This is a genomic window from Photobacterium sp. J15, assembly GCF_963870815.1.
GTDB lineage: Bacteria > Pseudomonadota > Gammaproteobacteria > Enterobacterales > Vibrionaceae > Photobacterium > Photobacterium marinum.
In genome coordinates this window covers 1,158,604-1,182,347 of sequence record NZ_CAWMUI010000001.1, presented here as the reverse complement: position 1 = coordinate 1,182,347, position 23,744 = coordinate 1,158,604, and the positions used below count along the sequence as shown (strand labels likewise).

The window sequence follows — 23,744 nt, the reverse complement described above, 5'->3', positions numbered from 1 at the left end:
CACAGGTCGGCGTCCTTTCATATTATTGCCAACCTCTCCCACAACGCATAACGACAGCAGACAAAAATATTTGGGAGCAACAAATAAAATGAGTATGAACAAAACATTCGGCAGTACACTGATCATTGCCGGAACAACTATTGGTGCCGGTATGTTGGCACTCCCACTGGCTTCTGCCGGTTTAGGCTTTGCCACCGCAACACTGACTATGTTCGGGATCTGGGCGCTGATGAACTACACCGCCCTGCTAATGCTGGAAGTCCACCAGCACGCAGACAAGGACGCAACCCTGCATACCCTTGCCCATCAGCTATTAGGTAAAAAAGGCCAGCTGATTGCCAGCTTCGCGATGATGTTCCTTTTCTACTCTCTGTGTGCAGCGTACATCGCAGGTGGCGGCGCGCAGCTTAACGACAAACTGAATAACTGGATGGGGCTTAACGTCGGCCCGCAAACAGGCACCATTTTCTTTACCCTGATGATTGCCTCTGTGGTTTCAGTCGGTACCCATTCTGTCGATATGGTCAACCGTGTTCTGTTCGGTCTGAAAATTGTTGCGCTGACAGTTATGCTTTGCCTGTTAGTTCCACATGTGCAGAGCGTTCACCTGATCGAGATGCCTGTTGAAAAAGGCCTTCTGCTATCAGCACTACCAGTTATTTTCACCTCATTCGGCTTTCACGGCAGCATTCCTTCAATCGTTCGCTACGTCGGCCTGGACATGAAAGCACTGCGTAAAATCATGATTATTGGTTCAGCGACACCACTGATGATCTACGTACTGTGGCAGGTGGCAAGCCAAGGCGTACTAAGCCAACCGGATTTGATGGCCAGCACCACACTGGGCACATTTATCGGAACCCTGAACAATATGCTTCACAACCCAATGGTCAGCCAATCGGTTTCAATCTTTGCTGACCTGGCGCTGGCAACCTCATTCCTGGGTGTGAGTCTAGGCCTGTTTGACTTCCTGTCTGACACCCTGAAGCGTGACGATCAGGCAAAAGGACGTGTACAAACAGCATTGGTGACCTTTGTGCCGCCGCTTTGTTTTGCTCTGTTTTACCCACAAGGCTTCATTATGGCTCTTGGCTTCGCAGCAATCGCACTGGTTATCCTTGCTATTTTCCTACCAGTCGCAATGGTTAAGGCTCAACGTCGCCAACGTCCTGCTTACTGCAACGGCTACAAAGTTGGTGGTGGTACACCAGCACTGATCATCGCCAGCGGCCTGGGTATTATGATTATCGCTTCCCAGTTCCTACAGATGGCGGGGGTAATTCCTGCTGTGGGCTAAAGCTTGAATTCAAACAGTTAAGCTCTCTAATTACGAAAAGGCCTGCATATGCAGGCCTTTATTCCAATTAAGCCTAAGTGTCACGAAACAGAAGCGATATTTCGCTAAATTGCTTTTAAAATCGTGATTTTTGACAGGAACTTTTCATTTTCGATCTATGAATCAGGTGTTTTTTCAGTGATACTAAATTATTCCGTATCCTGTTCTGCTTTATATTTCGGAGCGTAACTTGCGCACTTGTGTTTTATCTTCCATTGCTCTGGGCTTTTCGCTTAGCGGATCTGCTATTGCCTGGAGCGATACCCAATCAACTTATAATACCTATACCCAAAACACATTTTTAAACAGCTATAGTGATCAGATCTATTATGCCGACACCGAGACTATGCCATTTGCTGTTGATGCTGATACACAGTCGGTCAATACAATTCCGATGCACCTTTCTGTTGCACCGGAAAAAGACTGGGATTATCTGCTCGGTCAGTCCTACACCATTTTAGGTCTCAGCCTCGCCACAGTCGGTTTGATGACCTTATTACCGGAAAGTGTCACTAACTGGGATGAAGAAGACCGCAACCTCAGCAACCTGGGACAAAAGTGGTGGGATAATGTCAGTGCCGGACCGGTGTGGGATGCTGACGATCATTACCTGAATTACATCATGCACCCTTACTTTGGCGGCGTTTACTATACGGCAGCCCGTCATGCCGGTTTTGATGAGTGGGAATCATTTTTGTACTCAGCAACCATGTCGACTTTTTTCTGGGAATATGGTGTTGAGGCTTTTGCTGAAGTCCCTTCAATTCAGGATGTCATTGTAACGCCGTTATTCGGCGCAGCTGTGGGTGAATGGATGTTTCAGACAGAAACTGAAATTACAGCTAACGGCGGTGAAGTAATGGGATCTAAAACTCTTGGTGATGTCAGCCTGTTCTTACTCAATCCAGTGGGTCATATCCATTACTGGGTCAGTGATTGGTGGGATGGCAAAACGGATGTCAGCCTGACTTACACCCCATGGTTCGGCAATGCTGAAGCTGCAAACTTCGCCCTTGATGCCGGTGCAAACTACGACCCTTTGTTTATTGGTTTGCAAATATCACTGCCACTGAACTAACATCACCATTTCACTGGGGCTGAATAAATGTTACCTTCGCAAATCTCTTCTCAGAGGTCATGGATTTCATTCAGCCCTTCTGCTTAAAAAGAGAAAAACTAGTCATTCTATTCCATACGAACCCAATTTGTATGACTTTCCTTTTATTTAGTGAAGCAAGCTCACGGATTTTTGCTTGTTTCATATTTATACATTGCTTTTTAAGCTAACCTGTTGATAACAAGTATCAAAATAATAAGCCCAACCAGGTAATGAACCATACCTTTTCACTTTTCAATCGACTTCAGTCTCCGGTGTGGGTCTATGATCTTCATCAGAAAAAAATCATCTGGGCCAACAGTGCCTCATTACCACTCTGGGAAGCTGACTCCGTAGAAGAACTAACCGCGAGAGATCTCGGTGCAGATATGTCCGAAGCTGTCAGTGCCATGCTTGATGACTACCAGCAAAGTTTCCGACAAGGAAAAGCCATCAAGACGTGGTGGTTCTTTTCTCCGAATAACACATTAAAAAAAGCACTTTGCCATTTTTCGGGTATCCCGCTATCAGATGGCCGGACAGCCATGCTGGTAGAAGTCGTCTCAGAAGAGTCCAGTCTGCGACGTGATCTGGCTTTCTCCGGCTGCTCAAATCTTGCTTTGCTCTTCTCGGCAGAAGGTGATTTGATCAGTGCGAATAATGCATTCAGCCACTCATTCGGAGCACACCTTAGCGATCTGGCCAGCTTTCTGGGTGATTTAAACCAGGCTCATAACTGGATTAACGAGGCTCGCCAACGCGGTACGCTCCATCACAAAAAACTGTGCTGGACTGGAAAAAGTCATTACTGGTTCGATATTGACGGTAAATGGCTTCAGGACAAAGAACAATTACTGCTAAACCTTGTTAATATCAGCCAGGAAAAAGAGCAGCTTCATACCGCTAAATACAATGCCGAGCATGATTTTCTGACCGGATTACTCAACCGCCGCGGCATCAGCAATGCCATCACAGAAAACCAGCATGAACAACAACACTACAGCCTGTTCTTCTTGGATATCGACGGGTTTAAGCTGGTTAATGATACATACGGACATGCCATCGGCGATAAACTGCTACGCGCAATTGCTATTCGTCTGCAGGAATGTGTGAAGTTCAAAGGCCTGTTGGCTCGTTTCGGTGGTGATGAATTTATTATTCAGATCGAACAGCGGAACATCGACGATCCGGCAGTCTTTGCTAAAGACATCATTGCTGCACTAAACAAGCCGTTCCACCTGAAGGAAGTGGGTGAACTCTCAATCGGCTGTAGTATCGGTATTTCCAGCTTCCCGGATGATGCCAAAGATATCGAAACCCTGATCACCCAGGCGGATATGGCAATGCACCGTGCGAAACTGCGTGGTCGTAACCGCAGCCATCGTTTCTCACCGGATATGGCCGATGCCCTGTACCGGAAGATGACCCTGCGTCACCATATGACAATGGCGTTGGAAGAGGATGCGTTTGAGCTGTATTACCAGCCAATCATAGATTTGAAGAAACGTAATCTGAAAGGTTTTGAGGCATTGATTCGCTGGCATAATGAAGAGCTGGGACATGTTTCCCCAGCTGAGTTTATTCCACTAGCAGAAGAGACAGGGCAAATCGTTCCGCTTGGCCACTGGATCATCAAGACCGCCTGCAAACAACTTGCAGAATGGCGCAAGAAATATGATCAAAATTTTGTCATGAGCATCAACCTGTCGCGGGCTCAGCTTCAATCAAGCCTTGCGCACAGTATTGAGCTGGTGATTCAGGAAAATGATATCGATCCTAAACAGCTGGCACTGGAACTGACCGAGTCCACCATGCTGCAGGAACATGATGAAGCCAAACAGTGCCTTAAAGATCTTGATGCACTGGGAATCGAGCTTTATCTGGATGATTTTGGCACCGGCTACTCTTCTCTTTCCCAGCTACAGGATTTGCCAATCAGTACGGTAAAACTGGACCGCAGCTTTGTTCAGGGTGAACACAAAGGCAGCCAGGCAATTATCGAAGCAACACAAGCAATATGTGAGAAGCTGGATTTGAAGGTTGTTGCCGAAGGGGTTGAAACCCTGAGCCAGTTACAATACCTGCAAGCCTGTAACTTCGATTTCTGTCAGGGCTTCTATCTTGGCAGACCACTTCCTAGCTATGAGCTGGAAGCAAGAAATTTCAGCCTGCTCAATGAAATCCCAGATACATCTGAAGAATAATAGTCAATTCTCCCTATCCAAAAGGCCTCGAATGAGGCCTTTTTTCTACAAACTCAACCCGCTAGGTTAAGTTGGGCATGAATCAGAATATTTCTTGGAGTCACCGGCTTATCACAGAACGTACCTACAGAAACCCGATAACCGGACTCTTCCATATAACTTGCCCGATCATAAACCAGCCACATCTCCAATGGTCGCCTGAACAACTGACGCACTAACTCCATCCGCTCAACAAAACGGAAACGTTGTTCCCCCTGCGACTGCCAGTGATCATAATCAATGCCATAAGGAAGACTAAGTCCCTTCTTGTCTGCGGCCCATTGGCAAAATGCTGCGAAACCATCATTTAACAATGCTTTCTGGACATTTGGAACCGGCATATAATCATTACTACCGCGAATACGCCGTTGAAGGCTGTCAAAGCCGAGGCGGAAACTCACTTCAACAAAGCGCTGACGGCGTACCCGTTCACCCGCTGTCACAGTTTCCTGAAGCGGCAGGCGAAGGTCATGCTTGCTCAGCACCAATTCACTTTGCTTTCCTGTTTGTGATAACGGCTGATACTGTTTATCGCGGATCAAATGGTAACAACAAGGAGAGATGGTTACTGCTTTGCCCTGCTTCGCCGCTACACGCTGCAACAACGAGACATGGAGATCGCCACAGGCATGAAGAGCTACAGCGTGTTGTTCAGCACAAATGTGCTGATCACTTTCAGGGGAAAAAGCATCACCATGAACAAAACGTATAGGTAAATTAAGCTGTCGTGCAGCAACGTCACCTTCATCACAAAGCGTCTTCTGCCATTCCAGACTAGTTACCGGCATCTGGTGACTGGCTGCCAGAACCCGGCCAAGGTGCCCCTTCCCGGCACACCACTCCAGCCATGGCAATTGCAACGCCGGAATAGCACCATTAAATGCAGTAATTTGCTGCCATTTTCTTCCGGGAATACCGACATCCAGCCCTTTAGGTAACACTTTATCTTCTATCGGGTAAGCTGTGACATGAGACAGCTCATAAAGCTCGACCGCATCAGGAATCCACCGAGCCAACTCATCTGCAAGAGCTTTGCCATCTTGGATATAACACTCGATAGCGTCATCACTTAATGACATCAGCCACTGACAAAGTTCAGGATAGTTCTGCTCCCATACCAATTGCTCAGAAGCAAACGGCATGAACTGCCAAAACGCGACATTCTTTGTTAATAGTTCATCTAGTCGCTCAAACTGCGGAAAACACCCGGACATGGCATCACTCTTCGAAATCGTTGTCGATAAAACAGCTGAGCATTCTATAACAGGGATAGCGACAGGCACAAAAAGAAAGGGCTGCATTAAGTAACCCTTAATGCAGCCCTTATCTGATAAAGCGGATTACCTGACCGGTAAATCCATGGTTGAGAACAGTGCCTCAATTTCAGTGCTACTCTTCAAAGAAACCGCCTGATCAACCACATTCCGAGTCAGGTGCGGTGCGAAACGTTCCATAAAGTCATACATGTATGAACGCAGGAATGTCCCTTTCTTAAAGCCAATTTTTGTCGTACTGGCATCAAAGATATGGCTGGCATCGATTGCAACCAGATCGCTGTCCGTCGCCGGATCCATTGCCATACTGGCAATAACACCCACACCAATCCCCAAGCGTACATAAGTCTTAATCACATCGGCGTCAGTTGCCGTAAAGACAATCCTTGGAGTCAGACCAGAGCGGTTAAATGCACTGTCCAGCTCTGAACGACCGGTAAAACCAAAGACGTAAGTAACCAAAGGATAGGCTGCCAGATCATGAATAGTAATTTCCGATTTCTTAGCCAGCGGATGATCGGCCTTAACCACAATTGAACGGTTCCAGTGGTAACAAGGCAACATAATCATGTCCTGGTAAAGATGCAGCGCTTCAGTTGCAATGGCGAAATCTGTTGTGCCTTTGGCAACCGCATCAGCAATCTGAGACGGTGTCCCCTGATGCATGTGCAGTGAAACTTTAGGGTAACGTGCCGTAAAGCCTTGTATCACTGAAGGCAGCGCATATCTTGCCTGAGTATGGGTTGTCGCGATGTTGAGCGTCCCCATTTCCGGGTGGGTGTGCTCGCCTGCAACGGATTTTATGCTCTCAACACGTGACAGAATATCACGGGAAATACGAACAATATCTTCCCCGGCTGGTGTTACTTTTGTCAGGTGCTTGCCGCTACGCTCAAAAATCTGAATACCCAGTTCATCTTCCAGCAGGCGTACCTGTTTACTGATGCCGGGTTGAGATGTATACAAACTCTCTGCTGTAGAAGAAACATTGAGGTTATGATTAACAACCTCAACAATATACCTTAACTGTTGTAATTTCATGGTACCGCCCAATTTATAGTCCGTTACATCATATCAGTCCAACCATGTATATCATCATGTTATATATTGAAACATGTTAATTTCATAGCATTTCTGCTTTATTTTGCCAGCCGTTAGCATCTTTTTTATTGTTAAAGCGTGATCCTGAGATAAGGATGCTGAAAACCTTGTAAGCAGATGTTTCTGATGCACAACAAGGCGCTTTACTCTTAATGCGTTTTATCGATAGAGATATCAAAATTTACTCTCCCGCTATGCCGCATTAGCCAGATAGTGTATCTTATAAGGCTCGACTAAACCCACGGAAGACAGACGCATCTTATGAGCATACCTTTAATCATTGGTCTCATAGCATTGTTGCTATTTCTGATCGTTGGCTACAACATCATTATCCAGTACCGCCAGCGCATCGAAAATACCAAACATCAGGAACTTGCCAAGTTCATCGCTATTATCGATGCTACAGAGGAGCTGATCGGTAACGCCCATCACCTACCTTACAGCAAAGAACTGTTAGTTTGTTTGAACCAGCGTGTACTTTATGCACTTGAAGGCATGAGAGAGGTTGATCCGTCGGATAAGTCACTGCCGGTCAGAATCAAAAACGTATCTGAACAGATGCGTCAGCTGAAAGAAACGTATTCAGACTCCGACATTACCCCGTTTAAAGTACCAAGCACGGATAAACAGGCTATTGGTATGCTTCAGCTTGTCAAACGGTTAAAAACCGTGATTAAAAGCGAGCACAGTAAGGGTAGGATGCCAACTCAGGCATTTGTGAACGAAAATGCACGTCTGGAAAATATCCAGCTGCGTATCAACATTGAAAATGTTGTTAAACGCGCCAACGATGCCCGTATCAAACGACAGCTAGGCACAGCCAAGCAGTTGCTGAAAAAAGGTATCGACGCTCTGGCGAGTAAAAATGATAACTACGCCAACCAGGCCCGAGAAAAGCTTCAGGCTATGCTGGAAGAGGTCGACAGCAGCCAAAGCCGAACTCAAGAGCAAGAGCGTCAGCAAATTATTGAGAAAGAGCAGGATGAGCTGGATGTACTGTTCCAGCCAAAACGTAAGTGGTAATTCACTACTCTTCTTAGTCGAATCAGAAAGGTCGCATATGCGGCCTTTTTTATTATCCCTCCCCACCAGCTCCCCCGCTTGTTTACTGGTATACTCCTTCACGATAAAAGGCTGGATGAGCAGCTCCTTAAAAAACAAGTCTCAACAAAAGTCAGTCCATGAACTATCAACAAAAACAGATAAACGAATTACTGGCTCCTGTACGGGCGTTCCTACAGTGCGAAACGCCTGACAGCTGGTTAGCTGAAGCTACGAAACCTGAAAACCTAAACGCCCTGCTGGTGGATCACTGTAACTGTGAACTTAAAGCCAGTCAGACGGCGATATTCCTGATCCGTAAATATGCTGTCGATGCTGAAAGCAGTATGGCATTGCTGGAATGGGCGAAACCGTATGAAGACTTTGTCTACGGTAAAGAACGTAACAACCACTTTTTCCACGGCAGAAAAAACGGCTTATCAGCGAGCCTGACACCTCGTGATAATTTTCCTTTTGGACAAGAACTTATCGACAAGATGGTTCGCCTAATCAAAGAAGAGTTCCATCACTTTGAACAAGTGCTGGAAATTATGGAGGCCCGGCAAATCCCCTATCAAAGCCTCCGGGCAGGTCGATATGCCAAAGGACTGATGAAAGTTGTCCGTACCCATGAACCGGGTACGCTGATAGATAAACTCATCATCGGTGCTTACATTGAAGCACGCTCCTGCGAACGTTTTGCCAAACTGGCTCCATTACTAGATGAGGAGCTTTGCAAATTCTATATTTCCCTGCTCCGTTCCGAGGCGCGCCACTACCAGGACTACCTTAAGCTGGCCGAGCACGTTGCCGGAGAAAATATCAGTGAGCGAATAAAGCAAGTAGGTATCAAAGAAGCGGAATTGATCACCAGCCCAGATGAGACATTCCGCTTTCACAGTGGTATTCCAGCTTTTACAGAAGCTTGATGTTATGCCCGATACCCATAAAAAAACCGCCTTTCGGCGGTTTTTTTATTATTTCTCGGCTTTTTCTTTCTTAGGCTTCTTGCGCTTGTCGGTAATTTCCCACTTACCGTCAATGAACAAACCTGTCCAGCCTGATGGCTTACCGTCGATTTCCGAACGAATGTAGTTCTCTTTGCTCTTACGGCTGAAGCGAACAACTGTCGGGCGACCATCCGGGTCTTCTGTCGGTGCGTCAGCCAGGTACTTGAACTTAGGTGACAGTCGCTCTTTGAAGCGAGCCAGCTCAGAAACCAGCGGTGCGCGTGTTTCACGAGATTTAGGGAAAGTGCTCGCCGCCATGAACAGACCAGATGCACCGTCACGCAATACAAAGTAAGCATCAGGATCCTGAGTACAAGGTAGTTCAGGCAGATGTACCGGATCTTCTTTCGGCGGTGCAATTTCACCGTTCTTCAGAATCTTGCGGGTGTTCTTACACTCTTCGTTAGTACAACCCATGTACTTACCGAAACGGCCGTTCTTCAGCTCCATGTCCGAGCCACATTTATCACATTCGATAACCGGACCGTCATAGCCTTTCAGCTTGAATTCGCCTTTTTCAACAATATAGCCGTCACAGCTCGGGTTGTTACCACAAACGTGCAGCTTGCGCTCCTGGTCAATCAGGTACGCATCCATTGCTGTATCACACTTAGGACAACGTTTCTTGGCACGCAGTGCCGCTGTTTCAACGTCTTCTTCCAGAACGTTGACAATACCTTCTTCGTCGCCAAGGTTGATAGTCGTCTTACAACGCTCTTTCGGTGGCAGAGCATAGCCTGAACAACCAAGGAACACGCCGGTAGAAGCTGTGCGGATACCCATTGGGCGACCACAAGTCGGACACTCAATATCGGTCAGCACTATGTTGTTAGGCTTCATGCCGCCTTCATTTTCATCAAGCTCGGCTTTTTCCAGCTCAACAGTGAAGTCGTTGAAGAACTTGTCCAGTACGCCCTTCCAGTTCGCTTCGCCTTCAGCAATCTTATCCAGGTTACCTTCCATGCGAGCGGTGAAGTCGTAGTCCATCAGATCAGAGAAGCTCTCATCCAGACGATCCGACACGATCTCACCCATTTTCTCAGCGTAGAATCGACGCTGATCAACGCGCACATACCCACGATCCTGAATAGTCGAAATGATTGACGCGTACGTCGAAGGACGACCGATGCCCTTCTTCTCAAGCTCTTTAACCAATGCAGCTTCTGTAAAGCGCGCTGGCGGCTTAGTGAAGTGCTGTTTAGGTTCCAGACCTTCCAGCGCCAAAGTATCGCCTACGTGTACCATAGGCAGCGTAGTGTCTTCGTTCTTACCAGACGGACGCTGAACATGAGTCCAACCTGCAAAGCGCAGGGTACGGCCTTTAGCTTTCAGAGTGAAATCACCGGCTTCAACGGTAATTGTGCTCGAATCATATTTCGCAGGCACCATCTGACAAGCCACAAACTGACGCCAGATCAAGTCATACAGCTTAACGGCATCTGCATCCATTCCTTCCAGGTTTTCAGCTTTCACATCAACACTGGACGGGCGGATCGCTTCGTGCGCTTCCTGGGCGTTTTCTTTGCTGCCGTAAGTGTTCGGCTTCGCCGGCAGATAGTTTTCACCGTACTCGTTTGTAATAAACTCACGAGCAGACTCAACAGCTTCTTTCGACAGGTTAGTCGAGTCAGTACGCATGTAGGTAATGTAACCGGCTTCATACAGGCGCTGTGCAAGGCCCATAGTACGCTTAACGCCGTAGCCCAAGCGTGTACTCGCCGCCTGCTGCAGCGTCGAGGTGATATACGGCGCTGACGGTTTACTGCTTGTAGGGCGGTCTTCGCGATCGATAACCTTGTATGCAGCATTTTCAAGTAGTGCTTTGGCAGCCATGGTCTCGGTTTCATTGACCGGGCGGAAAGCTTTACCTGCTTGTTGGGCAACCATCAGGCGCAACGCATCCTTACCCTGAGTCAGAGTATTAGCATGCATGTCCCAGTATTCTTCAGGCGTGAAAGCTTTGATTTCGCGTTCGCGCTCAACGATAAGTTTTACGGCAACCGACTGAACACGTCCGGCAGACAGGCCACGCGCAACTTTTTTCCAAAGCAGCGGTGATACCATAAAGCCAACAACGCGATCGAGGAAACGTCGAGCCTGCTGGGCATTAACCCCATTGATATTCAATTCGCCCGGCTGTTCAAAAGCCTGCTGAATTGCATTTTTGGTGATCTCGTTAAAAACCACTCGCTTATAGCGTTCATCATCGCCGCCGATGATCTCACGAAGGTGCCACGCAATAGCTTCCCCTTCGCGGTCCAAATCGGTTGCGAGGTAAACGCAGTCAGCGTCAGCCGCAAGTTTCTGTAGTTCGTTAACTACTTTTTCCTTGCCCGGTAGCACTTCGTAATGCGCATCCCAATCGTTATATGGGTCTACACCCATCTTGCCGATCAGCGCCTTACGTTCTTTCTCTTTTTTAATACGGGCTTTCTCTTCCGCGCTCAACCCTTTTGTCGAGGTCGCCGCAGCTTTCTTACCCGTACTACGTGCACCCGTCGGCAAATCACGTACGTGACCCACGCTCGACTTTACGATGAAATCCTTACCTAGGTACTTATTAATAGTTTTTGCCTTGGCTGGGGACTCCACAATAACGAGAGATTTACCCATAATGACTCTATTACGTCCTCGTGCTCGTAAAACTTTATAATAAAAACAGATAGTTGCTCGCTAAAACTCAAAATGGCACGGCAACGCTAGCTAGTAAACCAATCTGATTAAGTAACTAATCAAGAAGCGTTTTCTCAACCTAGCCAGATAGAACGCTGGATAAGCAGTTACTTAATGTAATTAGTATTTACATATTGGGCTACAATCCTAGAAGGTCAACTGCTTTTTAACAAAAACAAACTGTTTGCTCGTCCCTTCCCCACCTGCTAACAGCAAGTTAACAGCTGGATAAGAGCAGGTTAACGGCAAACATTTACTCCTGCGGATATTACCCGCCACTCTCTACTTTATATAGTCTTGCAGTGGCTGAGGGCGCTAATCATTACCACCTCCAACCCATTTTGACTATTAAAACCCATGAATTTTTGCCATCGCTCACATAATTTGGTCACATTAGCAGCGAAAGCATACACTCTTTAGTCGATTTGGCTACCAAGCCCTTATCCATAACAAGGGTTTGTTTTATCGCGCCAACTTCAATAAACTGACCGCCTTCATCGCTTCCGGATTTCAACCGCCAGCCATGAATTAATCGTTTTTAGTTCAAGAGATAACAGCATGAGCGACAAAAAACCTATTTCTGCAAGCGAATTACTGATGATCGCTAACCAACTGATCCAAGACCACGAAGCCTACATTGAAGGCATGCGAGCGACATCAGTTGAAGAAAAAGACGGTGTACTGGTATTTAAAGGCGAATACTTCCTGGATGAGAAAGGCCTGCCGACCGAAAAAACCACTGCTGTTTTCAATATGTTTAAATTCCTGGCGCACAAGCTTTCACCGGAATTTACGGTACAGAGCGAATTCTCGGCCTGATACAAATTGAAACGAAACAGCCCTGCAATTGCAGGGCTGTTTGTTTTAAGCGACCAAATGGGCGTCCAATTAAATATCAATCGTAATTGAATCTTTATCATTGCCTTGATCTTGTGATGGCGGTGTTGTTCCGCGCCCTTTCGGGTCTGGACCAAACTGGTTAGTCCCTCTAGTACCATCCAGAATGCCCAGCTCGACAATCACAAAAACCGGACCGATCACCGGTAAAAATGTCACGATCACCCACCAACCGCTTTTGTTCCGATCATGCAGGCGCTTAACGTTCAGAGCCAGTGAAGCCCAGAACACAAAACCCAGAATGACCAACGACAAAATATCCAGCAACGGATTTGCTGCCGTCGCTTCCGGTGTCGCATACAGAAATACCGGCAGGAAAACCAGCAGTACAGGCAGACTGTAAAGCCAGTAATCCCGGCGACGCATCCGTCCTTTAAGGGAGAACAGAGCCCATTTCTGATTCATCATAAAATTAAACAATCGGACGCTGACCGCGGCTAATCCATTTTAGCAGCAGGTTATCGGCAGCTTCGCTGGTCGCACCGGCTAGTTTCTCAGCCAGCTTCTTACGCTGAACATAACGAATATTCAGCACTTCACGCTCTTTACAGGCATTAGTGATGAAATCATCACTGGTACCAAGCTCATCAACAAGACCTAGCTCAAGAGCCTGCTTACCGAACCAGTGCTCACCGGTTGCCACTTTTTCCAGCTCCAGAGAAGGACGGTGAACCTCAATGAACTGCTTGAACAAGTCATGCGTTTCTTCAATCTCAGCCTGGAATTTCTCACGGGCCTTATCGGTATTTTCACCGAACATTGTCAGGGTTCGCTTGAACTCACCGGCAGTTATCTGCTCAAAATCAATATCGTTTTTCTTCAGCAACTTATTGAAGTTTGGCAACTGGGCAATAACACCGATAGAACCGACAACCGCAAACGGCGCCGAGATGATTTTATCTGCCACACAAGCCATCATATAGCCGCCGCTTGCCGCAACCTTATCGATGGAAATTGTCAGCTTAATACCAGCAGAACGCAAACGATCTAACTGAGATGAAGCCAGGCCGTAGCCATGCACCATACCGCCGCCAGTCTCAAGGCGAAGCAATACTTCATCACCTTCAATAGCAACAGCCAGAATCGCGCTGATCTCTTCACGCAGTGCTGTCACTTCACGTGCATCGATACTGCCGTGGAAGTCCAGAACAAACAAACGAGGTTCGCGGGTATGATCAAGATCGCCGGCTTTAGCCGCTTTCTTAATCTCACTCTGGCGAACCTTATCTTTTTCTTTATCAGCTTTTTTCTCTGCCTTGGCACGGGCCTTCAGCAAAGGCTTATCAAACAAATGAGATTCTAACTGGTGTACTGTGTCTTTGTACTGCTCAGTCAGATCAGTCACTTCCAGTTCACCTTTCTGTGAACCATGACGACCACTTAATCCCTTTGCTAAAACCAGAATGCTGACAATCGCGATGACAACTGTCGCGATTTTGGCCAGGAAAAGCCCGTAATCAAACAAAAAATCCAATGTTGAGTCCTCATTTTTGGAAATTGCCCCATTGTAACCAAGTTGTCACTGAGACTGCTATGGCAATACAATAGGAAGACTAAAAAAACCAATAAGGAAGTTACACGTGGAATATCAAATCGCTGCTGATTCTCTTAAAGATCGCGTCATTTTGGTAACTGGTGCCGGTGACGGTATCGGACGTCAGGCAGCTATCAGCTACGCAGCTCACGGTGCAACTGTTATCTTGCTGGGCCGGACGGTCTCCAAACTCGAAGCCGTTTATGACGAAATCGAGGCACAGGGTTACCCGCAACCGGCAATTATCCCTCTAGATCTTAGCGGAGCAACCAAACAAAACTACCTGGATATGGTTGAAACCATTGAAAGCCAGTTTGGCCGACTGGACGGCGTCTTGCACAATGCTGGCTTATTGGGTGTTCTGAGCCCGCTGGATCAGCTTGGCGAAGAAACTTTTGATGACGTCATGCAGGTGAATGTTAAAGCTCAGCTTCTAATGACCCAGGCGATTCTTCCGCTAATCAAAAAAGCAAAAGACGGCCGTATTGTCTTTACTTCGTCAACCGTTGGCCATGAAGGACGGGCTTTCTGGGGAGCATACTCAATTTCTAAGTTTGCTACTGAAGGGATGATGCAGGTACTGGCCGATGAGCTGAGCAATACGAATGTCCGCGTTAACGCAATTAATCCAGGCGGTACCCGAACAGGTATGCGCGCCCAGGCATTCCCAGCAGAAGATCCGGCTCAACTTAAAACACCGGCAGATATCATGCCACTATATCTTTACCTGATGGCACCAGAAGGCCGTGATGTACATGGTCAATGCATCGATGCCCAACCAAAACGTAAGCCAGGCGCTGCGTGTTAGGTAAAACAAGAGAGACAAAAAAAGCAGCCAATGGCTGCTTTTTTTCATCATCAAAACCTTTGCTCTGATTTCGCCCGTCAGTCTTACTTACGGGTACGAGGCTTAGCAGGTTTATTTTTCAGTGGATTACGACGATTAGCCGCATTTCCTGAAGGTTTACGACGACCACGAGATGAACCGTCTACATCTTGGTTACGCGAAGATGAACGGCGCTTATCCTGTCGACCACGACGACTACCGCGTGACGATTCCTCGTTCAGACGCTCTTCATGACGGCGAACCGCACGACGGATCTGACGAACACCACGCTTACGTTTCTGGCCTTCAACAGTCAGTGCTGTACGGGTTTCCGGCTCAAGTTCAACCATCTCACGCAGGTAGTTCACTTCCTTCAGCTCAAGTTCCATCCAACCGCCTCGCGGCAGATCTTTTGTCAGGAAGATATCACCGTAGCGAACACGCTTCAGACGGCTTACTGTTACGCCCTGAGAATCCCAAAGACGACGAACCTCACGGTTACGACCTTCGGTGATCACTACGTAGAAAGTATGGTTCATACCTTCACCGCCGGCGTATACTACGTCTTCGAAGCGAGCCATACCATCTTCAAGCTCAACACCGCGAACGACGTTACGAACCATTTGTTCGGTCACTTCACCGAATACTCGAACCATGTATTCACGCTGCACACAGCGGCTTGGGTGCATCAGGCGGTTAGCCAGCTCACCATCGGTTGTAAACAGCAAAAGACCTGCGGTATTGGCATCAAGACGACCAACAGAAACCCAGCGACCTTCATTCAGGCGCGGCAGACGGTCAAACACCGTGCGACGACCTTCAGGGTCATGACGAGTACATAACTCACCTTCCGGCTTGTTATAAGCCAGAACACGACACACTTCATCAGAAGGCGCAACCAAATCGATCTTATGACCATCGATGCGAACATTAACGTCAAGATCGTCCAGACGGTCACCCAATTTGGCGACATTGCCGTCGATACTTACACGTCCATGCTGGATCATCAATTCGATCTCACGACGTGAACCCTGGCCAGATCGGGCCAGCACCTTCTGTAATTTTTCACTCATCAGACAAACCTTTGTCGCCTTCACAGGCGTCGAAATATCATCAAAAAAACGCTTTAAGCCCTCTTAAAGCGGTCGTGAATTATGCCAAAAGCAAGCGCCGGATACCATCACAAATGACATATTAGACGATAATCATTAAGAATTTTGTAATGGTAATAAACCTAACTCTTACTTATCCCGATTGGTATTACTCAAACGGTTCAGGATCACCGGCACCAATACGGACAACTTCCATCTCATCATTGCTGAAATCAATCACGGTTGTCGGCTGCTCACCCAGGTAGCCACCATTAATAATCAAATCAACAGCGTGTTCCAGTTTATCGCGAATATCATCCGGATCTGACTCAGCAACATCATTGCCCGGCAGAATCAACGACGTAGACATCATCGGCTCGCCCAGCGCTTCCAACAGGGCCAAAGCAATTGCGTTATCCGGTACGCGAATACCTATGGTCTTTCGCTTAGGATTCATCAGGCGACGCGGTACTTCTTTGGTTCCCTTAAAGATAAAGGTATAAGCGCCCGGTGTATTGTTGCGCAGCAGGCGAAATGCAGTGTTATCGACACGGGCATACAAAGACAGTTCAGACAGGTCACGACACAACAAGGTAAAGTTATGTTTGTCGTTAAGGCGACGGATCTGGCAGATACGATCCAGGGCATGTTTATTTTCCAGCTGACAGCCCAGCGCATAGCCTGAGTCCGTCGGATAAACAATCACCCCGCCGTTACGAATGATAGCAACCGCCTGATTGATAAGGCGTGTCTGTGGCGTTTCCGGGTGAACATAGAAAAATTGGCTCATTATTCCTCCTGTGATGATTCCGTATACTGCGGAACCTCCTGTTCAACTCGCTTCTTTTCAACGTCCCAGTCCTGCCAGACCTCAGTCACACCCTTTGGCAACCACAGGTTGCGCCCAAGCTCGGTCCACGGAGAGGCATAATGAAAATCGGAACCCTGGGAAGCAAGCAATTTATAATCTATTGAATAGTCAGCGAGAGTCCTTCGCTCTTGCGGGGCCTGCTGCGGCTGCGACACTTCCATCGCATCACCGTTCGCCTCAACAAATGCGGTTAACAGACGCTTCAACCATTTCGCCGTCATATTGTACCGCCCCGGGTGGGCAAGTACGGCCTGACCGCCGGCAGCATGAATCGCTTCTACGGCGTCAGCAATCGAACACCAGTTCGGCGGGACATAGCCCGGATTGTTTCGGGTCAGGAATTTCTTAAATACCGCCTGCATATTTTTGGCATACCCCTGCGCCACCAGCCATTGGGCGAAGTGGGCACGAGTCAGAGTGGCATCACCGGCCAGCGCCTTTGCCCCTTCCAGAGCTCCCGGCATCCGGTTTTTTTCCAGCCGTTCAGCCATCAGCTCGGCACGGACCTTACGACGTTCGAGCTGTTCCTTAACAAGGTTTGTAATAGCCGGGTGTTCAATGTCGATATTCAAGCCGACAATGTGAATATCAAAATTTCGCCAAACTGTCGATATTTCAATGCCTTTGATGAGAGTTATTGGCAGGTTTTCTGCGTCAATAGCTTGTTGTGCCGGAACCAGCCCAGCCACCGTATCGTGATCTGTAATTGCAAGCACATCAACACGTCGTTCAACTGCTCTTTTCACCAGAGCTTCTGGAGTCAGACGACCATCCGATGCCGTAGTATGGCTATGAAGATCAAATAACATAAATTTATTTTCTTGACTTTATTTCTATGAACTAGTTTACTAGTACGCAGTTACCCAGTAATCGCTTCAATTACAGGATATTTACATGGTACAGCAAATTCATCGTCAACTCTGCGCTTTCTTTTCTTGGTGGTGGCACTTCCCTCTGCGGGTGGTGTGATTTGCTGTGCCTGACAGGCCAGACCGAACACAAGCCCGCTCTGTGCGGGCTTTTTTCTACCTGAAATTCACTGGTAAACCGAAATCAGCCCAATGCACCAGACGCACAAAACAAAATAAAGCATTGAATATAAAGGAATAACAAATGATTATCGTACTTAAGCCCAACGCCACTGAAGAACAGGCCAAAGAAATTCTCGGCCGTATTGAACAGGCTGGCCTGAAGCCACTTTACATGCCTGGCGTAGAGCGCATCGTACTCGGTGCCCTCGGTGATGAACGTATATTGCAGCAACTCCACCTTGACGCCTACCCGTGCGTAGAAAACGTTAAACCTATCCTGACCAAATACAAAATGGTCAGTCGTGAAGTACAGGCTCACGACACTGTGGTTCGCTTCGGCAATGCCGCTGTCGGCGGTGATAAGTTTGCCGTTATTGCCGGCCCTTGCTCGGTCGAGTCGGAAGAACAATTAATGTCTGTAGCCGAAGTAGTCAAAAAACACGGTGCGGTAGCCCTTCGCGGCGGAGCTTACAAACCTCGCACCAGCCCTTATGACTTCCAGGGTATGGGAGTGGACGGCCTGAAACTGCTGCACAAAGCCAAACAACAACTGGGTTTGCCAACGGTTTCCGAAGTGATGGAAGTCAGCCAGATGAATTCAATGTGTGAATACGTCGACTGTCTTCAGATTGGCGCGCGCAATATGCAGAACTACGCTTTGTTAAAAGCTGTGGGTGAAAGTAAAAAACCAGTCTTGCTCAAACGCGGACTTTCAGCCACTATCGAAGAGCTGTTACTGGCCGCGGAATACATCTATGACGCCGGAAACCCTAACATTATTCTGTGTGAACGTGGTATCCGCACCTATGAGACAGCGACAAGGAATACATTGGACCTCAATGCAGTCGCTTACCTGAAACAGCGAACCCACCTGCCGGTGGTTGTTGACCCGAGCCATGGTACTGGTGTCCGCGAGCTGGTGATCCCACTGTCGCGCGCCGCTGCCGCAGTCGGTGCCGACGGCATCATCGTCGAATCGCACCTTAATCCGTGCGAGGCACTGTCCGACGGTCATCAGGCCCTGACAGGTCCAATGTTTGAACAGTTGATGCAAGAGCTAAAACCGTTTGTAGAAGCGGCAGGGAGAAAGCTGTGAAAACAACCCCTTTAGGTTCAGGCGAGCTTGAGCTGCTCAGTCTGGACGTGCCTTATGTAGCGGATCCGACGGAGCTGTATTATACCGTCTGTGATGACCGCCCGCATAACCTGTTGCTGGAGTCGGCAGAAATCGACTCCAAACAGGATTTGAAAAGCCTGATGTTAATTGATGCAGCAGTACGCATTGTCTGCCGCGACAAAGAGGTTCGTCTTGAAGCGCTGACAGACAACGGGCTCAACGTCCTGCAAACTCTGGAGCAACAACTTACCGGCAACATCCGCGCCGAACGAGAAAGCCACTGCCTGATCCTGCTCTTTCCGGCCGCAGGACGTGATCTGGATGAAGACAGCCGACTAAGGCAGTTGTCGTCATTTGATGCCCTGCGAATGATCCAGCATGCTTTCGATACCTCTGACCATCCGCGCGAGGCTCTGTTCCTCGGCGGGCTGTTTGCCTATGACGTCGTCGCCGGCTTCGAGCCACTGCCAGATGTTGAGCAGGACAACCGCTGTCCGGATTACCTGTTCTATATTGCCGAAACCCTGCTGGTGATCGACCACCAGCGTCGCCGGGGCAAACTGCAAGCAACCCTATTCGGCGGTGATGAATACACCTCCAGCTATTTTGAACTCAGCCGCCGCCTACAGCACATCAAGGAAGCCTGCCTTGAACCAAAACCGCTGCCGGTTGCGGAATACTTAGATCAATGCGAACCGATTGCCAGCGTGAGCGACGAGGATTTCTGTGAGACAGTCGTTAATCTGAAGCAGCATGTAATTAACGGTGATGTGTTCCAGGTGGTGCCGTCAAGACAGTTCACCCTACCGTGTCCGTCACCATTGGTTGCCTACAAAGAACTGAAAATCGGCAACCCTAGCCCGTATATGTTCTACCTGCATGATGCCGAGTTCACCCTTTTCGGAGCATCGCCGGAAAGTGCCCTGAAGTACTGTACGGAGAGCAACCAGGTAGAAATTTACCCTATTGCCGGCACCCGCCTGCGCGGCAAAAACGCTGATGGTTCCATCAACCTTGATCTCGACGGCCGTATCGAACTTGAGCTGCGCTGCGACATGAAGGAAAACGCCGAGCACATGATGCTGGTAGATCTGGCGCGTAACGATGTTGCCCGGATCAGCAAGCCCGGCAGCCGCTATGTTGCCGACCTGCTAAAAGTTGACCGCTACAGCCATGTAATGCACTTGGTTTCCCGCGTTGTCGGCCAGCTACGCGGTGATCTTGATGCTCTGCACGCTTATCAGGCCTGCATGAACATGGGCACCCTGACCGGTGCACCGAAAATCCGCGCTATGCAGCTTATCCGCGAAGTCGAACAGCGCAGACGAGGCAGTTACGGTGGCGCCGTAGGTTATCTGACCGGGCACGGAGATATGGATACCTGCATTGTGATCCGCTCAGCCTATGTCGAAGACTGTATCGCTAGTGTTCAAGCTGGTGCCGGTGTCGTCTACGACTCAGTTCCTCAGGCTGAAGCCGATGAAACTCGTGGTAAAGCCCAGGCCGTCATTAATGCAATCCGCAAAGCACACAGTGCCCCGACTCAGGCGATATAAGGAGAACAGGCATGCACAAAAGCAAAACCACAAGCAACGCCCATATCGTCCTGCTGGATAACTTTGACTCCTTTACTTACAACCTGGTGGATCAATTCCGCTCATTGGGTTACCCGGTAACCATCTATCGCAACAGCCTGACAGTTGAGCAAATGGAACAGGCTCTGGCAGAGAAAGACAATCCGGTTCTGGTGCTGTCTCCGGGCCCGGGTGCACCGGCCGACGCAGGCTGTATGCCGGCTCTGATTAAAAAAGTCCGCGGCAAAGTCCCGATGATCGGTATCTGCCTGGGTCATCAGGCCATTGTTGAAGCCTACGGCGGCAAGGTTGAAGGTGCCGGCGACATCGTCCACGGCAAATCAGCCATGATGAAGCATAGCGGCCACACTGTGTTTGGCACCCTGCCGAGTCCGCTTTCTATCGCCCGCTACCATTCGTTGGTTGCCACCAATGTGCCGGAAGCGCTGGAAACAGTTGCTGACGTTGACGGCCTGGTCATGGCTGTCGTCAACAATGAGGATCGTGTCTGCGGTTACCAGTTCCACCCCGAGTCGATTCTGACTACTCAGGGCGCACAACTGCTGATCAGCACACTGAACTGGGTGACATCAAAACCGGGTCTGAGCGTATAAGAATTTAGGGAGCAAAAGATTATGGATGCAATCATTTACACCATCGCCAACAAACTTTATGACCAGCAGTCGCTGACCAGAGAAGAAAGCCAGATTCTGTTCGATGCCATCATCAAGGGCGAAGTCGATCCTATCCTGCTTTCTGCTGTACTGACAGCTCTGAAAATCAAAGGGGAGACACCAGACGAAATCGCCGGAGCCGCGAGTGCTCTGTTGGCTAATGCCAAACCCTTTCCGAGCCCGGATTACGATTTCGCCGATATCGTCGGTACCGGGGGTGACGGTGCCAACACCATCAATATTTCCACCACCGCTGCTTTTGTCGCTGCAGCCTGCGGCGTAAAAGTTGCCAAGCATGGTAACCGCGGCGTTTCGAGCAAATCCGGCTCTTCCGATCTGCTCGACAAATTCAGAATCGACCTGGCAATGACACCGGACAACGCCCGTGGCGCACTGGACGAGCTTGGCGTCTGCTTCTTGTTCGCACCGGAGTATCACGGCGGTGTACGCCACGCAATGCCGGTTCGCCAAACCCTGAAAACCCGTACCATCTTCAATGTACTTGGCCCGCTGATTAACCCAGCTCGCCCAAACATCGAACTGATGGGCGTTTATGACAAAGCACTGGTTCGCCCGATCGCCGAAACCATGGCGGCAATGGGCATGAAGCGGGCAGCCGTTGTACACGGCAGTGGCCTGGATGAAGTCGCAATCCACGGTGAAACCACCGTCGCTGAGATCATTGACGGCGAGATTAAGGAATACACCCTGACACCGACAGATTTCGGGCTGGACACTTATCCACTTGAAACCATCAAAGGTGGTGAGCCGGAAGAAAACCGCAGAATTATTACCAATATTCTGATCGGCAGAGGCACCGATGCCCAGCAGGCAGCTGTCGCAGTTAATGTCGCCCTGCTTCTTCGCTTGTTCGGTAAGGAAGATTTAAAAGCCAATACCCAAAAAGCCATTGACGTAATGCAATCAGGCAAAGCATTCGAGCTGGTTGAAAAACTGGCAGCACGAGGTTAAGCATGGAAACAGTACTAGCAAAAATCGTTGCCGATAAACGCATCTGGGTTGAAGCGCGTAAGCAACAACAGCCACTGGCTGAATTTAGAGATGCCCTGACACCCAGCGACCGCAGTTTTTATCAGGCACTTTCCGGCGAACAGACGGCTTTTATTCTGGAATGTAAAAAAGCCTCGCCGTCAAAAGGCCTTATCCGTGCCGACTTCAACCTGGACCATATTGCCAGTGTCTATAACGGCCATGCCAGCGCCATCTCTGTACTGACCGACGAGAAGTATTTTCAGGGAAACTTTGAATTCATTCCTCAAGTTCGCAATCAGGTTTCCCAACCGGTGCTGTGCAAAGACTTCATGATTGACACCTACCAGGTATACCTGGCACGTCATTATGGTGCCGATGCCATCCTCCTGATGCTGTCTGTACTTGATGATGCTCAGTATCGCGAGCTGGCCACTGTCGCAGAACAACTGGGTTTAGGCATCCTTACCGAAGTCAGTAATGAAGAGGAACTGGAACGCGCCATAACCCTGAAAGCAAAGGTGGTGGGTATCAATAACCGCAATCTGCGTGATTTGAGCATTGACCTCAGCCGAACCAAGCAGCTGGCCCCTCGTCTGTCGGAAGACACCATAGTGATTTCCGAATCAGGTATCTACAACAACCAGCAAGTACGGGAACTGTCTGCTTATGCCAACGGCTTTCTGATCGGCAGCTCGTTGATGGCAGAAGACGATCTGGAACTGGCAGTCAGGCGCGTACTGCTCGGCGAGAACAAAGTCTGTGGCCTGACCCACGCAGATGATGCCAGTGCCGCCTATCAAAGCGGCGCTGTCTATGGCGGCCTGATCTTTGTCCCAAGCTCACCACGTAATGTGGATATCGAGCAGGCCCGGATGGTCATGAGCGGCGCACCACTGAAATACGTCGGCGTATTCCGCAATGACAGCCCTGAAACCATAGCAGAAATAGCGAAAGCCCTGTCGTTATCAGCCGTACAACTTCACGGCGATGAGTCACCGGAATATGTCGAAGCGTTAAAAAAACAACTTCCAGTAGGCTGCCAAATATGGAAAGCACACGGCATTGAAAATGCAATTCCGAATTTTGCCCTCTGGGCCGCCGACCGACACCTGCTTGACAGCCGAAACGGCCAGCAATTTGGTGGCACAGGCAAAACCTTCAACTGGCAACTGCTAGGAGAGGCAGATAAAGAAAACATTCTGTTGGCCGGTGGTCTTACTCCCGAAAACGCCAGCGAAGCGGCCACCATCGGCTGCCGGGGACTGGATTTAAACTCTGGAGTGGAAAGTAAACCGGGCAAGAAAGATAAAGACAAATTGGATGCGGCATTTGCGGCAATCAGGAAGTATTAAGGAAAATTAA

Annotated in this window: 20 protein-coding genes and 1 other annotated feature; of the genes, 12 read left to right on the top strand and 8 right to left on the bottom strand. The window is 48.8% G+C overall.

The window, feature by feature from the left end; all coding sequences use genetic code 11:
• Positions 1–88: 88 nt before the first annotated feature.
• From tyrP to AACQ93_RS05720, 3 genes are all read left to right on the top strand, one after another.
• Positions 89–1,297, top strand: coding sequence for a tyrosine transporter TyrP (tyrP, locus tag AACQ93_RS05730; RefSeq protein ID WP_064602795.1), 1,209 nt, complete (start codon positions 89–91; stop codon positions 1,295–1,297).
• A gap of 229 nt (positions 1,298–1,526) precedes the next feature.
• Complete coding sequence (locus AACQ93_RS05725; RefSeq protein ID WP_064602793.1) at positions 1,527–2,414, top strand: DUF3943 domain-containing protein; 888 nt, start codon at positions 1,527–1,529, stop codon at positions 2,412–2,414.
• A 251-nt stretch (positions 2,415–2,665) separates the two neighbouring features.
• A complete protein-coding gene (locus AACQ93_RS05720; RefSeq protein WP_064602791.1) occupies positions 2,666–4,636 on the top strand; it encodes a putative bifunctional diguanylate cyclase/phosphodiesterase in 1,971 nt (656 codons plus the stop codon).
• Between the two features lie 53 nt (positions 4,637–4,689).
• Here AACQ93_RS05720 and AACQ93_RS05715 read toward each other — a convergent pair whose 3' ends face one another.
• Both AACQ93_RS05715 and cysB read right to left on the bottom strand, forming a co-directional pair.
• The gene (locus AACQ93_RS05715; RefSeq protein ID WP_064602789.1) at positions 4,690–5,889 is read right to left on the bottom strand and encodes a methyltransferase; all 1,200 of its coding nucleotides are present in this window, start codon (positions 5,887–5,889) and stop codon (positions 4,690–4,692) included.
• Between the two features lie 126 nt (positions 5,890–6,015).
• The gene (gene cysB, locus AACQ93_RS05710; protein WP_064602787.1) at positions 6,016–6,990 is read right to left on the bottom strand and encodes an HTH-type transcriptional regulator CysB; all 975 of its coding nucleotides are present in this window, start codon (positions 6,988–6,990) and stop codon (positions 6,016–6,018) included.
• A gap of 321 nt (positions 6,991–7,311) precedes the next feature.
• Between cysB and AACQ93_RS05705 the strand changes: the two genes are divergently transcribed.
• Together AACQ93_RS05705 and miaE are read left to right on the top strand one after the other, a co-directional pair.
• Positions 7,312–8,073 carry a hypothetical protein gene (locus tag AACQ93_RS05705; protein ID WP_064602785.1) on the top strand — a complete coding sequence of 254 codons (762 nt, stop codon included), beginning with the start codon at positions 7,312–7,314 and terminating at the stop codon, positions 8,071–8,073.
• Between the two features lie 158 nt (positions 8,074–8,231).
• The gene (gene miaE / locus AACQ93_RS05700) at positions 8,232–9,020 is read left to right on the top strand and encodes a tRNA isopentenyl-2-thiomethyl-A-37 hydroxylase MiaE (protein WP_064602783.1); all 789 of its coding nucleotides are present in this window, start codon (positions 8,232–8,234) and stop codon (positions 9,018–9,020) included.
• A gap of 48 nt (positions 9,021–9,068) precedes the next feature.
• Here the strand turns inward: miaE and topA are convergent, their stop codons facing one another.
• Positions 9,069–11,714: a type I DNA topoisomerase gene (gene topA / locus AACQ93_RS05695; protein WP_064602781.1), complete on the bottom strand. Its 2,646-nt coding sequence runs from the start codon at positions 11,712–11,714 to the stop codon at positions 9,069–9,071.
• A gap of 618 nt (positions 11,715–12,332) precedes the next feature.
• Here topA and AACQ93_RS05690 point away from each other — a divergent pair.
• The gene (locus AACQ93_RS05690; protein WP_064602779.1) at positions 12,333–12,593 is read left to right on the top strand and encodes a YciN family protein; all 261 of its coding nucleotides are present in this window, start codon (positions 12,333–12,335) and stop codon (positions 12,591–12,593) included.
• 69 nt (positions 12,594–12,662) lie between these two features.
• Here the strand turns inward: AACQ93_RS05690 and AACQ93_RS05685 are convergent, their stop codons facing one another.
• Both AACQ93_RS05685 and sohB read right to left on the bottom strand, forming a co-directional pair.
• The gene (locus AACQ93_RS05685; RefSeq protein ID WP_064606515.1) at positions 12,663–13,076 is read right to left on the bottom strand and encodes a DUF805 domain-containing protein; all 414 of its coding nucleotides are present in this window, start codon (positions 13,074–13,076) and stop codon (positions 12,663–12,665) included.
• A 7-nt stretch (positions 13,077–13,083) separates the two neighbouring features.
• The gene (gene sohB, locus AACQ93_RS05680; protein WP_064602777.1) at positions 13,084–14,145 is read right to left on the bottom strand and encodes a protease SohB; all 1,062 of its coding nucleotides are present in this window, start codon (positions 14,143–14,145) and stop codon (positions 13,084–13,086) included.
• Positions 14,146–14,251: 106 nt separating this feature from the next.
• Between sohB and AACQ93_RS05675 the strand changes: the two genes are divergently transcribed.
• On the top strand, positions 14,252–15,013 hold the full coding sequence (locus AACQ93_RS05675) for a YciK family oxidoreductase (RefSeq protein ID WP_064602774.1): 762 nt from the start codon (positions 14,252–14,254) through the stop codon (positions 15,011–15,013).
• Between the two features lie 83 nt (positions 15,014–15,096).
• Here the strand turns inward: AACQ93_RS05675 and rluB are convergent, their stop codons facing one another.
• From rluB to rnm, 3 genes are all read right to left on the bottom strand, one after another.
• A complete protein-coding gene (rluB, locus tag AACQ93_RS05670; protein ID WP_007461974.1) occupies positions 15,097–16,104 on the bottom strand; it encodes a 23S rRNA pseudouridine(2605) synthase RluB in 1,008 nt (335 codons plus the stop codon).
• A gap of 187 nt (positions 16,105–16,291) precedes the next feature.
• Positions 16,292–16,912 carry an L-threonylcarbamoyladenylate synthase gene (locus tag AACQ93_RS05665; protein WP_007461972.1) on the bottom strand — a complete coding sequence of 207 codons (621 nt, stop codon included), beginning with the start codon at positions 16,910–16,912 and terminating at the stop codon, positions 16,292–16,294.
• Positions 16,912–17,802 carry an RNase RNM gene (gene rnm, locus AACQ93_RS05660; RefSeq protein WP_064602772.1) on the bottom strand — a complete coding sequence of 297 codons (891 nt, stop codon included), beginning with the start codon at positions 17,800–17,802 and terminating at the stop codon, positions 16,912–16,914. Before rnm ends, AACQ93_RS05665 begins: the two co-directional genes overlap by 1 nt.
• 121 nt (positions 17,803–17,923) lie before the next feature.
• Positions 17,924–18,020: a sequence feature (Trp leader region), on the top strand.
• Between the two features lie 86 nt (positions 18,021–18,106).
• Between rnm and AACQ93_RS05655 the strand changes: the two genes are divergently transcribed.
• The 5 genes from AACQ93_RS05655 to trpCF are packed head-to-tail and all read left to right on the top strand — an operon-like array spanning position 18,107 to position 23,734.
• Positions 18,107–19,120, top strand: a complete 1,014-nt coding sequence (locus tag AACQ93_RS05655) for a 3-deoxy-7-phosphoheptulonate synthase (RefSeq protein ID WP_064602770.1) — start codon at positions 18,107–18,109, stop codon at positions 19,118–19,120.
• Positions 19,117–20,697 carry an anthranilate synthase component 1 gene (locus AACQ93_RS05650; protein WP_064602768.1) on the top strand — a complete coding sequence of 527 codons (1,581 nt, stop codon included), beginning with the start codon at positions 19,117–19,119 and terminating at the stop codon, positions 20,695–20,697. The genes AACQ93_RS05655 and AACQ93_RS05650 overlap by 4 nt, the downstream gene beginning before the upstream one ends.
• Before the next feature lie 11 nt (positions 20,698–20,708).
• Positions 20,709–21,329 carry an aminodeoxychorismate/anthranilate synthase component II gene (locus AACQ93_RS05645; RefSeq protein WP_064602767.1) on the top strand — a complete coding sequence of 207 codons (621 nt, stop codon included), beginning with the start codon at positions 20,709–20,711 and terminating at the stop codon, positions 21,327–21,329.
• Between the two features lie 21 nt (positions 21,330–21,350).
• On the top strand, positions 21,351–22,361 hold the full coding sequence (gene trpD, locus AACQ93_RS05640) for an anthranilate phosphoribosyltransferase (protein ID WP_064602765.1): 1,011 nt from the start codon (positions 21,351–21,353) through the stop codon (positions 22,359–22,361).
• Positions 22,362–22,363: 2 nt separating this feature from the next.
• Positions 22,364–23,734 carry a bifunctional indole-3-glycerol-phosphate synthase TrpC/phosphoribosylanthranilate isomerase TrpF gene (gene trpCF, locus AACQ93_RS05635; RefSeq protein WP_064602763.1) on the top strand — a complete coding sequence of 457 codons (1,371 nt, stop codon included), beginning with the start codon at positions 22,364–22,366 and terminating at the stop codon, positions 23,732–23,734.
• Positions 23,735–23,744 lie beyond the last annotated feature (10 nt).